This window comes from Mesorhizobium loti CJ3sym (genome assembly GCF_000472785.1).
Lineage (GTDB): Bacteria > Pseudomonadota > Alphaproteobacteria > Rhizobiales > Rhizobiaceae > Mesorhizobium > Mesorhizobium loti_E.
The window spans coordinates 221,130-233,379 of record NZ_AXAL01000011.1; the positions used below are offsets into that span (position 1 = coordinate 221,130).

Genomic DNA, 12,250 nt, shown 5'->3' on the forward strand with positions numbered 1-12,250 from the left:
TGCAGGCCAACGCCCTTACTTCAGCGAGATGGCAAAGCCGCTGAGATCGGCGTTGACCTGCAGGCCAACCTGCTTGCCGGTGAGTTCGAGCTGGGCACCCTTGTCGTTTGTCATGAGGATCACCTGGGCGCCCTTGCCGATCGTGCCGCCTCCACCCGCCGCGCCGTAGACACCCGTCACATCGCGGGCGCGGCCGATGTGGCGCACCGTGCCGTGGAAATAGGTCTTGGAAACGCCAAAGGCGAGGCCGCCCGACACGGCGCCGATGGAGATCGGGTAGGTTTTGCCGTGGAAGGTGAAGGTGCCTTCGCCGCCGGAGCCGCCGATGAAGAAGGCCGCCTTGTAGACGGCGAAGCGGATCGTGCCGCTGTCGGCATGTGCTGCGCTGGCAAAGCCGATGCCGGCAGTGGCGATGGCGGCAACCGCGATTTTACGAAATCCGGACGAAATGTTCATGATGGGGAGCTCCTCAGGGTGGCCGCTTTGCCGGCTTGGATGTCAGCGTCGTGTCAAAGTTTCAACTGAACAGTTTCACCCGTCATTTGGTTCCAGCCATGCGGCTCGAATCGGGCTGCGGGAAGATCGCCACGAAGCGAGGCCGAAGGCAAGCGCAAGGGCTTGATATCGCGTATACGTGATTGGCACGGCGGGTTCCGCAAGATTCTCGGCATTCCCCATTTCGCTCCGGTCATGCGGAATTTAAGATGATGCGACTGACGGGGAAGGGCTTCGAATGAGAATTGCGCTGGAAATTGCCATGGCCGCATTGGCCGCAACATTGGGGGGATGCGCGACCTCTCCGGTCGACTATGGCGCCTCGCTCTCGCAGCAGGATCCGAAATGGGCGTCTCCGCAATGCCAGCAGGCCCGCACCGCGGCTTCGGACTACGCGGTTCGCGAAAAACAGCACCCGGGCTGGGAATTCGCGGCACTCGGCCCCTACGGGTTGGGCATCATCGCGGCCACCAAGGAGGCCGAGCAGAAGCATCGAAAGCTGTTCGCCCGCAACGTGCACCTGCAGTGCTCTAGCCTTCCCCTGCCGAAAGAGTTGGAGGGCGATCTGAGCCCGGCGGTCGCAAAGGCGAAATATCCGTAGCCATGCTGTCCTGGCGCTGGAACGAAAATGCGTCGGGCAGGTTGTTGGCGTCAGGACAAGCGAAGGGACATCGCACATGCTGACCGCCGTTCGAGCCATGATTGGCCAGGCCCGTTTCATCACCGCCAAGAGCGAACCCGAAGCGCAGACCATCCGGCAGACGCCGATCTCCAGGGAAATCGACACTCTGGCCGCGATCCGCCTGACTGACATGGCCGGCCTGGGGGCTTGGTCGCAGGAACGCTGATCGGGTTCGATAGCGTCAGCTCTTTGACGGGGCGTTGATCGCCAATTGCGCGGCGAAGGCCCTGACGTAAGCTGGCCGGGCTTCGCCGCGCGCCACATAGGCAGCCAGGTTTTGATATTCGTCCAGAATGCCTGACATTCTCAGTCGAAGCAGCACCGATACCATCAACAGATCGCCCGCGCTGAACGCGCCATCGAGCCATTCCGCGGCGCCAAGATAGGCCGAGAGCTTGTCCAGTGTCGCGCGAATACGGTCCTTCACCAGTGGCAGGCGCTGCTGAGCCCAGGGCCTGTCGGCTTCGAATATCCTGGCGTTCGTCAAATCGAGGACCAGCGGCTCGACGGTGTTGAGCGCGGCAAACGTCCAGGTGATGGCACGGGCGCGGGCATCGCGATCCCCGGGCAGCAGGCCGGCATGCCGCTCGGCAAGATGAAAGACGATCGAGCCGGTCTCGAAGAGGCTGAGAGATCCCTCCTCATAGGTGGGGATCTGGCCGAAGGGATGGATGGCCAGGTGCTCAGGCGCCTTCATATCGGCGAAGGAAACAAGCCGAACCTCGTAGGGCTGGCCCACTTCCTCGAGGGCCCAGCGAACGCGCGTATCGCGCGCCAGTCCCTTGCCGCCGTCGGGCGAGCGTTCAAAGGCTGTGATGGTGGGGATCATTGGAAGGCTCCGCGTGGTGTCCGGTTTGGTGCTTGCACACACAGGACGAACGACCGGTGCAATTACCGACAAGCTGCCTCGTTTTTTAGCGCAGCAGGCCTTCCGCCTCGAATGTGTCCCAGCCTTCCAGCTTTGGCTGCGAAGCGTCATCCTTTCCCGATTTCCTGGCGCTGCGGGCCGTGCGCTCCCGCTTTCCCGCCCGCGTCAGCGCGGCCTTGCCGGCGCCGCGCCGTCTGTTCTCGGTGACTTCCTGCGCATCCTCCTCCCGCCAGCCTGTCGCCAGGTCACGATCGAGAATGTCCTCGATGTGGCGTGGGTCGAAGACGTGGAAGGTGACGGCCTTGGATCGGCCGCGCATCTTGACCGTGCGCGTGCCGATGCTTTTCAGGCGACCATCCCTCAGCCATTTGTGGCGCTCGCGGGCGGAGATAGTGAGAATGTCCTCTGCCTCGCGCGGCAGCACGGGCAGGGCTTCGATCCCCTCGAGCGTCCTGGAGATGGTTGCCGAGGCAGCTTCGAACGCATCCGCGTCGGTCTTCAGCATGCGCAAGACAATGCGGCCCGTCTCTGCCTTGGCGAATTTCCGCACCGCCCATTGCAAGCGGGCTCGAACTTCGCGTTCGATGCCTTTGAGGCGCATGGAGGAGCCAAGCGTTGCCGATGGCGGCAGCGGCCATTCGGCGACCAATGACGCTTTGCCGCGCTCGGATTTGCGATCTGGAGTGGCGGCAATTGCCGCGACGATGCCGCTCACGATCTTGCGCAGGGAACTACGTTTCTTGTCTGCCATGTTTCCTTTTCGCCCATCAGATGCCCTCATGGAACGTTAGTTCGCACAGCGGACAACCGAAATCAGGCTCAAACAGTTCCTTTATCGAGTGGAGGCGGAGGACGGTCGATCCTATTCGGGTTTGCCAAACCATCGCGAGACAGCCTGAGCGGCTCCCTCCATGTCAGGCTCACCATCAGTGGCCCAGGCAGCGAAGCCATCGGGGCGCACGAGCAGGGCGCTCAGGCCGAGCCGCTCCCGGGCATTGCTGGCGATATAGGTCATCCGTCCGCTCCAGCGGCTCGCAAGCGCTTGCAGGGCAGGGCTGGCATCGAAGTCCAGAAACAAGCCTCGCCCATTCCTCAAGCGTTCTCCGAGCCTCGTGCCGTCGGCCAGCTCGAAGTCGGGCGCGCTGCGGCCTGTGAGCGGATGGCTGCGCCCAAGGTCGTAACGGACCGATATACCCCATACCCGCTCGGCGAAATAGGTCGCCCCGTCGCGTGTGGCGATGAGGTCGCGGATGATGGCTTCGAGCGCACGTGAGTTCGGGCTCGGCCGCATCAGCGCGACCTGGGCGCGCGACCAGTCGAGCACCTGTGCGCCCACCGGATGGCGTTCCCCGAAATAGCTGTCGAGCAGGCCGGCCGGCGCGTCGCCGCGGATGGTGGCGGCGAGTTTCCAGCCGAGGTTCATCGCGTCGCCGAGCCCGAGGTTCAGGCCCTGGCCCCCCAGGGGAGAATGGATGTGCGCGGCGTCGCCGGCAAGCAGCACGCGGCCTTTGCGGTAAGCGGTCGCCTGATAGGCGCGGTCGGTCCAGGTGGTGGCGAGCTTCAGCGCGGTCACGGTGACGTCGGTGCCGGAGATGCGGCGCAACACCGCCTGCACATGCTCTGGTGTGACTGGCTGGCTGCGGTGGAAGGCGCCGCCGTCGAACTCGACCATGGCGATGGTGCCGGGGCGCGACTGAAAATACATGCCGGTCGGCGTGTAGATGCGGCCCTGGCCGAGCGTGTCGGGATCCGCCATCTCGATTTCGACGGAATAGCCGGTGAACTCGGGATCGGTGCCGGTGAATTCGAAGCCAGCCGCCTTGCGCACGGTGCTGCGGCCGCCGTCGCAGCCGACCAGCCAGCGTGCGTGAAAGGTCTCGTTGCCGGCGCGAACGGTGACGCCGTCGTCCGACTGGTCGAGGCTTTCGACGCCCAGGCCGCGTCTGATCTCGACGCCCATCGCGCCGGCGCGCGCGGCAAGCGCGATTTCGATATGCTCCATCTCGGCCGCCATATTGGTGCCGGCGGGACCCGGCAGGCGATAGGGCCACCTCGCGCTGTCGATATTGTCATGGTCGAAAGCGATACCTGCGAAATGGCCGGCCTGGCGGCGCGGCTCTTTTTTCTCCTGGCTGTCTTTGCCGGTAGAAGGTTTTTGCTGCGGCATTGCGATGTCGTCCAGCAGGCCGCGACGATCAAAGGCCTCGATGGTGGGCACGGAAAGGCCGCGCATGCCGAAGGGCAGCCGCTTCAGCTGCGAATCCGGAGTCCCGGCCTGCTCCAGCACCAGGACGGAAAGGCCCGCCAGGCGCAGCTCACAGGCGAGCAACAGGCCGACGGGGCCAGCGCCGGCAATGATGACATCATAGGGAACGGGGTGGTGCATGAACGACTCCTTGTCGGTGTTCGACCGGAGCGGTTCGTCGGTTCGAGAACCACATGGACGAACAAATGGACGCCAAGCGTCCGATGTTCGTCGTGGGGATCCGATGCACGAGGCAGGAGACCAGAGCTTTCCTGGCGAAGGACTTCGCTAGCGAAAGGAGTTGGGCTTACCAAACCAACTCTGCCTTTTCCGACAGCGCTGATATAAGGGTGTGGCGATTGATCCGCAACAGGTACAGGGGAAACTTCCCGGCATGCGAATCAATGTGCGGAAATCCACTTCTCGCGCGTCGCTGCCGCTAGGGCGCGTATCAACTTGACTGTCCAAGCCGATCAAATATCATTCTACCTGTGCCTTAAGAAGAAGCGGCGCCGGGCATTGAGGACAGTCGCACGATAACCGACGATAGGTGTAGGCCCTTTACGTCGACGAAAATAAGAACCAGCGCCAGCTCAGAGCTGGCAATGCTGCCGAACATTCCTCGAAAAGAAACAGCTACCACCCGCAACGGCGTGGTCGCGACTCTATGGAGAAAGTTATGCGGTTTGCATTGGTGAATGACGAGCGGCGCGAGGCCTCGCCTGGATTGATGGGTTACTGTCCGGGTTGCTCGCAGCAGATGGTATTAAAATGCGGCTCACAACGGGTGTGGCATTGGGCACATCACGGCGCCAGGAACTGCGATACTTGGTGGGAGCCCGAAACTCCTTGGCACCGCAGGTGGAAAAACCAGTTTCCTTTGAAATGGCAGGAAATCATCCGTCACGATGAGAAAGGTGAGAAGCACATCGCGGATGTGATAACCGAAAATGGTCTAGTTGTTGAGTTCCAGCACTCACATTTACCTGCTCCTGAGAAGGCCGCGCGCGAGGCTTTCTATGGAAACCTACTCTGGATCGTGAATGGGACGCGGTTGAAAAGGGATCGGCACCGGTTTCTCAAAAGAGAAAATCTATTCAGGCTACCGTACACAAACCACGTGTTCATCACGCGCAGCCCAGAGCTTTCTTTGCCCTCTGTTTGGGTCAAATGCACAAAGCCGGTCGTATTTGATTTTGAAGGCTTCGCTGTAGCAAACGAGATACCTGGTGCAATGCAGGAGAAGCTCTGGTGTCTCTTGCCCGGGCGCATCGATGGGTACGCCACAGTCGTGGGAATTTCTCGGGCATGGTTCGTGGACGTTGCTCAGACAAGGCAAGCAGTCATTCCTGTTCAAGCCATCACACGGATGGTCACCAGCGAATTGAGGCGTCAGCGGGTCAGTGCTGAACTCAGCGCTCGTCGTTGGGACTATACGATGCGGCCGCGCTCCGGACTCTTTCGCAATCCTCGGCGACGGAGGTACTAGGCTTCATCCCAAAGTCTGCCTTTTCCGACACGGCTGTGTAAGGTCGTGGCGACTAATCCGCATCGAGGTGAATCCCATGGTCTTCTGGATGGCGAGCCTGACTGGGTTGGTGGTCGCCTATCTCTTCGGTTCCACCCCGAGCGGCTATCTGGCGGGGAAACTGCTGGGCGGCATTGATATCCGGCGGCATGGCTCCAGATCGACCGGCGCGACCAACGTGTTGCGAACGCTCGGCAAAGGGCCTGCCTTGGCAGTGCTGCTGGTCGATGTGCTGAAAGGTGTCGCGGCGATCCTTTTTGCCCGCTGGTTCTTTGAATTGCCGTTTCTGACGCCCCCGGCAGGGCATGATCCGCAAACCATTGTGCCCTGGGCCGTGTGTCTTTCCGGACTTGCCGTACTTTTGGGGCATGGTCGTTCGGTCTGGCTGAATTTCACCGGGGGTAAATCCGCCGCGACCGGGCTCGGCGTGCTGCTGGCGCTATCCTGGCCGTTTGGTCTGGGTGCCGCGTTGGTTTTCTGCATCGTGCTGGCGCTGTCCAGGATTGTGTCCCTGAGTTCGATGCTGGCGGCGTTGACCGCGATCGCGCTTGTCCTGGGCATGGAGCAGCCGTTGCCTTACCGGCTGCTGGTGATTGCCGGCGGCCTGTACGTGATCGCGCGCCATCGTGCCAACATCCGACGGTTGCTGGACGGGACGGAGCCGCGCTTGGGGCAGAGCAGCCCGGAATCGAGGACGGAGCCGCAGGCCTAGATTGCTGGCTCACACAAACACGATCGGATTCCGTTCCTGTCATGCCATGCCGATCAGTATGCGCAAATGTCCGGCGAATTCCCTGACATATTCGTCGGGATTGGCATCAATGAGGGCCAGTTCCTCTTCGAGTTCACCAAAGCTCGCGTCCTCGATCACCTCTCCGCCGTGGCTGCCGGAATAAAGAACAAGCCGCTCCAGAGCTGATGACTTGCCGACATATCCAGCGATCGTGCTTCGCCGGCATGGCAGGTGAAGCCGAGCTGGTATCTCGTGGCCACCGACGACCATATGATCCCGCCGCCGGCGCAGCGCCAGATGGCAAATCGCGCCGGCGCGACGACGGTCGAAGTGCCCGGCAGCCGCGCTGTCTACGTTTCCGACCCCAAGGCCGTTGCCGACCTCATCAAGCAGGCGGCCACCACCGTAGGCAAGAACTGAACCCGCATCACTGTTGAAGAAAAGGCCCGGGCGCCTGGCGCCCGGGCTTTTCCTGCCGAGATCGTCGATCTCATCTCCGACATCCGGTGGCCGCTCCTGAGAAGCCCGGGGATGGGGCCTGTGCCAAACCATATCGATAGGCGATAACAGGCTCCAGCACAGGCGAGGGGACGATTCCGGAAAGACCATGGCTAGGCGGTTTGCATTTCTCCTGGTTCGCGACTTTACGCTGTCGCCGCTGTCGCTGTTCATCGACACGCTGCGGCTGGCGGGCGACGAGGGTGACCGCAGCCGCAGGATCGAGTTCGACTGGGAGATCGTCGGCGAACGCGGCCTGCCGATCCGGGCGAGCTGCGGCGTCGAATTGCTGCCGACCAAAGCGATCGGCAATCCGGAGGATTTCGACAATGTCGTGGTGGTCGGCGGCCTGCTCGACACCAACCGCAGCCTGAGCTCCGACAAGGAGGCCTTCCTGTTGCGCGCCGCCGAGAAAGGGGTGCCGCTGACGGCGCTGTGCACGGGAAGCTTCGTTTTGGCGCGCTACGGCCTGCTCGATGGCTACGCGGCGGCCGTCAGCTGGTTCCACATCAAGGCTTTTCGCAGCCAGTTCCCAGACGTGAATGCGCATGCCGACAGCCTGTTTTCCGTCGACCGTGGCCGCTCGACTTGCGCCGGCGGCACAGGGGCGGCCGACCTTGCCGGCCATTTCGTGTCGCAGTTCATCGGCCACAAGGCGGCGGAAAAGGCGGCCAAGATCCTGGTGCTCGACCGCATCCGGAGCAGCCGCGACGTGCAGCCCGTGGGCGATCTGTTTCCAGCCGCGTCGAGCCGCGCGGTCAAACGCGCGCTGCTGTTGATGGAGAGCAACCTTCAGGAGACGCTGTCGGTCACCGAGATCGCAAGCCGGCTGAACTCTTCGCGGCGCCAGCTGGAACGGCTTTTCCAGGCCGAACTCGGCATCGGCCCGATGGCGGCCTACCTGGCGCTCAGGGTGCATCATGCGAAGTCGCTGCTGGAAGGCAGCGACCTGCAGATCGGCGACATCGCCTATCGCTGCGGCTTCACCAATGCCGGCCATTTCAGCCGCGTCTTCCGCCAGCAGACCGGCATCACGCCAACCCGTCTGCGGCATCCCAACCGCATGTCCGCCGGTGCTGCGCAGCATTGAACCTGCATCACGAAATTCGCTGACCGTCCTCGTCGAGCAGGACGCAGCCCTCGGGATCGAACCCAAGGTCGATCGCCTCGCCTTCGCGAAGGACACGGCCACTGATTGGCGCGTTGGCGCGGATGTTGGTCTGGCCGCCAATGTCGATCTCGTAGATGGCGCTGCCGCCCAGATAGGACGCCGAGACGACGCGGCCAGACAGTCGGTTGGCGCCCGCCGCAGCACCAACCGACAGTTTCTGCGGCCGCACGACGACAGTGACCTTGCTGCCATCGGCAAGTGGCCTTGGACAGGCCACGTTGATCGTCTGGCCGGTGGCAAGCACGACCGCCTGCCCGGACCGGCTCACGGTTCCGGCAAGCATGTTGGCCTTGCCGAGGAAGTTGGCGACGAAGGCCGTGGCCGGCGTGTCATAGACTTCCTGCGGGGTTCCGATCTGCTCCACCGCGCCCGCGTTCATCACCACGATGCGATCCGACATGGAGAGCGCTTCTTCCTGGTCGTGCGTGACGAAGATGGCGGTGATGCCGGTTTCCTTCTGGATCTTCTTGATCTCGACGCGCATCTCCTCGCGCATGTTGGCGTCCAGCGCCGACAGCGGCTCGTCGAGCAGCAGCACCTGCGGCTCGAAGACGATGGCGCGGGCAAGCGCGATGCGCTGCTGCTGCCCGCCCGACAGCTGCGACGGCAACTTCTTCTCGCTGCCCGGCAGCCGCACCATCTCGAGCGCCTGGCCAACCCTGCGCACGATCTCGGGCTTCGGCACATTGCGGTACTTCAGGCCGAAGGCGACGTTGTCGAACACGTTCTTGTGGGGAAAGAGCGCGTAGCTCTGGAAAACCAGCCCGATATTGCGCTTGTAGATCGGCACGTCGTCGACCCGGCGCCCGCCGATCATGATCTGGCCGTCCGAAATGTCGACCAGGCCGGCGATGGAGCGCAGGATCGTCGTCTTGCCGCAGCCCGAAGGGCCGAGCAGAGTGACGAAGCTGCCCTTGGCGATCGAGAGCGAGAAATCGCGCACGGCGACGAACTTTCCATAGGCAATGTCGATGTCGCGGAACTCGACCGCCGGCTTTTCCTCGCCTGGTGAAAGTGCCCCGGCCGTGGCCGGCCGGGGCGGTTGTGAAAGTTCCTGGCTGTCAGGCACCCTTCGAGATCCTGTTCCACTGCTTGGTCCAGGCGTCCTCATTGGTCGCCCAGTAGACGGGGTCGGCGAAGGTCAGCGCCTTCATCGTGCCCGTCTTGTCGAAGGCCGGCAGCTTCTCGATCTTCTCGGTGAGCTTCACCTTTGTCGGGTCGAGCGACGGCGGGTAGCTCTGGCCCTCGGCCACCGCGATCGAGGTCGCCGGGTCGAGCATGAAGTTGATCAGCTCCTCGCACTCGGCCATCGGTGATCCCTTCAGGATCAGCATGTCCTCCATCCAGGCGTAGGAGCCGGCCGGATCGAGATAGCCGATCGGCGCGCCCTGGTCCTGCAAGGCGGCGACGCGGCCCGACCATGCGTCGGTCACCACGATCTCGCCCTTGGATAGCAGGTCCATCAGCTCGGCGCCGGAACTCCAGAACTTCTTGGCGAGGTCGCGCGTCTCGCGCACCTTGGCCCAGATGGCGTCCATGTCCTTGAGGTTGTTGGGATCCTGTCCGGTGGCAAGTGCGGCGTACCAGACGCGCGTGGTCATGTCGTCATAGCCGCCGACCTTGCCGGCATATTTCTTGTCGAGCAGGAGTGCGGCACCCTTTTCCTTGGCTTCCTCGGGCGAGATCACCTTGGTGTTGTAGGCGATGCCTGTCGTGCCGTAGTCGTAAGGCACGGCCGAGAGTTTTGGCGTCAGCTTGCGGAACGGCTCGATCATCGGCTGCAGCACGTTGACCATGTTGGGAATGTTGGCCTCGTTGATCTCCGAGGTCAGGCCGGCATTGACGTATTTGATGTAGTAGTTGACGCCGGAGGAATGGATGACCTGGTAGTCGCCGGGCTTCGAGGTCTTGATCTTGGTGATGATCTCATCCTCGTCGCCGAACGTGCCCTGGACCACCTTGAGCTTGGTCTTGGCCGTGTAAGGCTGGAAGGCATATTTGTCGATCGCGTCCTGCACCGTGCCGCCCCAGCCGTCGAAGCGAACCTCTTCGACCGCGGCGAGCGCCTGGCGCATCCAGGGCATGTCGAGGCCCGCCGCGGCGGCTGCGGCCGCGGTCAGCGTCAGGAACGTGCGGCGACTGACATCGCCGTTCTGGTAGCGGTCGTGCAGCCTTTCAAGCCGCTTGCTGTTGGTCAGTTTCATCGTGCTTCCTCCGTTGGTTGGCCGCGTCTTTTCAATCTGGTCAGGCTTTGCAGGATCAGGCCGCCGAGCAGCGGGATGCCGACGGTCACCAGGATCATCACGGTGCCGAGCGCGTTGATTTCCGGGCTGATCGAGATCTTGAGCATCGACAGGATCTGGGTGGGCATAGTTTCGACACCGGCCGGCCGCCAGAACAGGCTGGCCGACGTATTGTCGAAGGAGATGGTGAAGGCAAGCAGCGCACCGCCGACGACGGCGGGGATGAGCAGCGGCAGGGTGATCTCGCGGAAGGATGAGAAGCGCGAAGCGCCGAGCGAGAGTGCGGCTTCCTCATAGACGCGGCGGATGCCGACCATGCGCGCCTGGGTGATCAGCACAACATAAGGCACCGCGAGCAGGATATGGCCGAGCACCAGCAAGAGCATGGTCCTTGGCTGGTCGATCGCCTTGATCAGCACCAGCAGGCCGACGCCGAGAATGGTTTCCGGCACCAGTGCCGGCAGGATCACCAGCGTGCTCAGCGCCTGCTTGCCGGGGAATTCGAAGCGCACCAGCGCGAAGGCGGTGACGACGCCGACCGCCGTGGTGACGGCTGATGTGACCAGCGCGATCCACAGCGAGGTGCGGAAGGCGGTCAGCACCTGCTCGTTGGCCATCAGCTTGGCGTACCATTGCAGGGAAAAGCCGGTCATCGGGAAGCCGCCGAACATCGAGGCGTTGAACGACAGGATCACCGTCGCCACGATCGGCGCGAACATGAAGATGTAGACGCAGAGCGTGACGAAGCCGGTCAGCCGCCAGGCCCATCTGCCTTCCTGCTTGCGCCCCACCTTCATCCAGCCAACCCCATCAGCCACCCAGCCCTTTGACGATCTGCGACATGCCCATGTAGCGGGTGTAGACAGCGGCGAAGAAGCCGAGCACGACGAACAGCACGATCGACAGCGTGGCGCCCATCGGCCAGTTCAGCTCGCCCATGATGGTGTCGTAGATCAGATTGCCGAACAGCGCGTCGCGGCCGGAACCCAGCAATTGCGGCGTCACATAGCTGCCGGCGGCCAGCACGAAGCAGAGCAGCAGGCCTGCCGCGAGGCCGGGCAGGGAAAGCGGCAGCGTCACTTCGCGGAATGCCTGCGCGCCGGTGCAGCCCATCGAGCGGGCGGCCGCGATCAAGGTGCGGTCGATGCTCTCAAGGCTGACATAGACGTTGAGGATCATGTAGGGCAGCAGGAAGTGCAGCATGCCGAGGATCACCGCGCCTTCATTGTAGAGCATCGGCAGCGGCTCGTTGATGATCCCCAGTTTCAGTAGCGCGACGTTGATGACGCCCTGTTCGCCCAGGATGTTGATCCAGGAAAAGGTGCGGATGGTGAAGCTGATCCAGAACGGCACGATGAGCAGGAGCAGCAGCAGCCATTTGTGCTTGAAGGTCGTGGCCCAGATGAAATAGGCCGGGAAGTAGCCCAGCACCCCGCAGAGAACCGCCGTGATGGCACCGACCCTCAGCGTCTTCACAAGGAAGCCGGAATAATAGCTGTCGGTGAAGAATTCGTGCCAGTTCGCGCTCGTCAACGCGCTGGTTTCCACACCGGCGGTGACGAAGGTGAAGAAGGTGTATGCGGCCATCACCGCGATCGGCAGCACCAGGAAGAAGATCAGCAGCAAGAACACCGGCGCGACGAGCATCCAGGCCAGCCGTGGATCATACAATGTCCATCGTCGTTTCATGAGCACCCGGCGCGCTTTCTTTGAAGCGCTTGTTTTGTTCCCGGTGCCAGATTGGGTGATCGCAGGCCCGATGTCTACAGTTGGCGATTGAGCCAGTG

At 62.6% G+C, this 12,250-nt stretch carries 14 protein-coding genes and 1 pseudogene; 6 read left to right on the forward strand and 9 right to left on the reverse strand.

The window, feature by feature from the left end:
* Positions 1-15: 15 nt before the first annotated feature.
* Positions 16-456 (reverse strand): hypothetical protein, encoded by a 441-nt coding sequence (locus A3A9_RS0117420; RefSeq protein ID WP_027059916.1) that lies wholly within the window; start codon positions 454-456, stop codon positions 16-18.
* Positions 457-733: 277 nt separating this feature from the next.
* Between A3A9_RS0117420 and A3A9_RS0117425 the strand changes: the two genes are divergently transcribed.
* Entirely contained in the window at positions 734-1,096 is a 363-nt protein-coding gene (locus A3A9_RS0117425; RefSeq protein WP_027059917.1) for a hypothetical protein, read from the forward strand.
* A 76-nt stretch (positions 1,097-1,172) separates the two neighbouring features.
* On the forward strand, positions 1,173-1,343 hold the full coding sequence (locus A3A9_RS44850; RefSeq protein WP_161634512.1) for a hypothetical protein: 171 nt from the start codon (positions 1,173-1,175) through the stop codon (positions 1,341-1,343).
* 15 nt (positions 1,344-1,358) lie between these two features.
* Here the strand turns inward: A3A9_RS44850 and A3A9_RS0117435 are convergent, their stop codons facing one another.
* From A3A9_RS0117435 to A3A9_RS0117445, 3 genes are all read right to left on the reverse strand, one after another.
* Positions 1,359-2,006: a glutathione S-transferase family protein gene (locus A3A9_RS0117435; protein WP_027059918.1), complete on the reverse strand. Its 648-nt coding sequence runs from the start codon at positions 2,004-2,006 to the stop codon at positions 1,359-1,361.
* 85 nt (positions 2,007-2,091) lie between these two features.
* The gene (locus tag A3A9_RS0117440) at positions 2,092-2,796 is read right to left on the reverse strand and encodes a hypothetical protein (protein ID WP_082222127.1); all 705 of its coding nucleotides are present in this window, start codon (positions 2,794-2,796) and stop codon (positions 2,092-2,094) included.
* A 111-nt stretch (positions 2,797-2,907) separates the two neighbouring features.
* Entirely contained in the window at positions 2,908-4,431 is a 1,524-nt protein-coding gene (locus A3A9_RS0117445; RefSeq protein ID WP_027059920.1) for an FAD-dependent monooxygenase, read from the reverse strand.
* A 538-nt stretch (positions 4,432-4,969) separates the two neighbouring features.
* Here A3A9_RS0117445 and A3A9_RS39045 point away from each other — a divergent pair.
* Positions 4,970-5,779 (forward strand): competence protein CoiA, encoded by an 810-nt coding sequence (locus A3A9_RS39045; protein ID WP_033838645.1) that lies wholly within the window; start codon positions 4,970-4,972, stop codon positions 5,777-5,779.
* A 76-nt stretch (positions 5,780-5,855) separates the two neighbouring features.
* Positions 5,856-6,530, forward strand: coding sequence for a glycerol-3-phosphate 1-O-acyltransferase PlsY (gene plsY / locus A3A9_RS0117455; RefSeq protein WP_027059921.1), 675 nt, complete (start codon positions 5,856-5,858; stop codon positions 6,528-6,530).
* 39 nt (positions 6,531-6,569) lie between these two features.
* On the opposite strand, the gene A3A9_RS45560 is transcribed toward plsY, so the two are convergent.
* Positions 6,570-6,821 carry a hypothetical protein gene (locus tag A3A9_RS45560; RefSeq protein ID WP_027059922.1) on the reverse strand — a complete coding sequence of 84 codons (252 nt, stop codon included), beginning with the start codon at positions 6,819-6,821 and terminating at the stop codon, positions 6,570-6,572.
* Between A3A9_RS45560 and A3A9_RS45565 the strand changes: the two are divergent.
* Together A3A9_RS45565 and A3A9_RS0117470 are read left to right on the forward strand one after the other, a co-directional pair.
* Positions 6,768-6,971, forward strand: a pseudogene (locus tag A3A9_RS45565) (alpha/beta hydrolase); the annotation flags it as partial. The gene A3A9_RS45560 and the pseudogene A3A9_RS45565 sit on opposite strands and share 54 nt — an antisense overlap.
* 187 nt (positions 6,972-7,158) lie before the next feature.
* Positions 7,159-8,139, forward strand: a complete 981-nt coding sequence (locus A3A9_RS0117470; RefSeq protein ID WP_027059923.1) for a GlxA family transcriptional regulator — start codon at positions 7,159-7,161, stop codon at positions 8,137-8,139.
* 7 nt (positions 8,140-8,146) lie between these two features.
* Here the strand turns inward: A3A9_RS0117470 and A3A9_RS41805 are convergent, their stop codons facing one another.
* The 4 genes from A3A9_RS41805 to A3A9_RS0117490 are packed head-to-tail and all read right to left on the reverse strand — an operon-like array spanning position 8,147 to position 12,152.
* Positions 8,147-9,289: an ABC transporter ATP-binding protein gene (locus tag A3A9_RS41805; RefSeq protein WP_027059924.1), complete on the reverse strand. Its 1,143-nt coding sequence runs from the start codon at positions 9,287-9,289 to the stop codon at positions 8,147-8,149.
* Entirely contained in the window at positions 9,282-10,424 is a 1,143-nt protein-coding gene (locus A3A9_RS0117480; RefSeq protein ID WP_027059925.1) for an ABC transporter substrate-binding protein, read from the reverse strand. Before A3A9_RS0117480 ends, A3A9_RS41805 begins: the two co-directional genes overlap by 8 nt.
* Positions 10,421-11,260 carry an ABC transporter permease gene (locus A3A9_RS0117485; protein WP_027059926.1) on the reverse strand — a complete coding sequence of 280 codons (840 nt, stop codon included), beginning with the start codon at positions 11,258-11,260 and terminating at the stop codon, positions 10,421-10,423. The genes A3A9_RS0117480 and A3A9_RS0117485 overlap by 4 nt, the downstream gene beginning before the upstream one ends.
* A gap of 13 nt (positions 11,261-11,273) precedes the next feature.
* Positions 11,274-12,152 carry an ABC transporter permease gene (locus A3A9_RS0117490; RefSeq protein ID WP_033838620.1) on the reverse strand — a complete coding sequence of 293 codons (879 nt, stop codon included), beginning with the start codon at positions 12,150-12,152 and terminating at the stop codon, positions 11,274-11,276.
* Between the last annotated feature and the right edge of the window lie 98 nt (positions 12,153-12,250).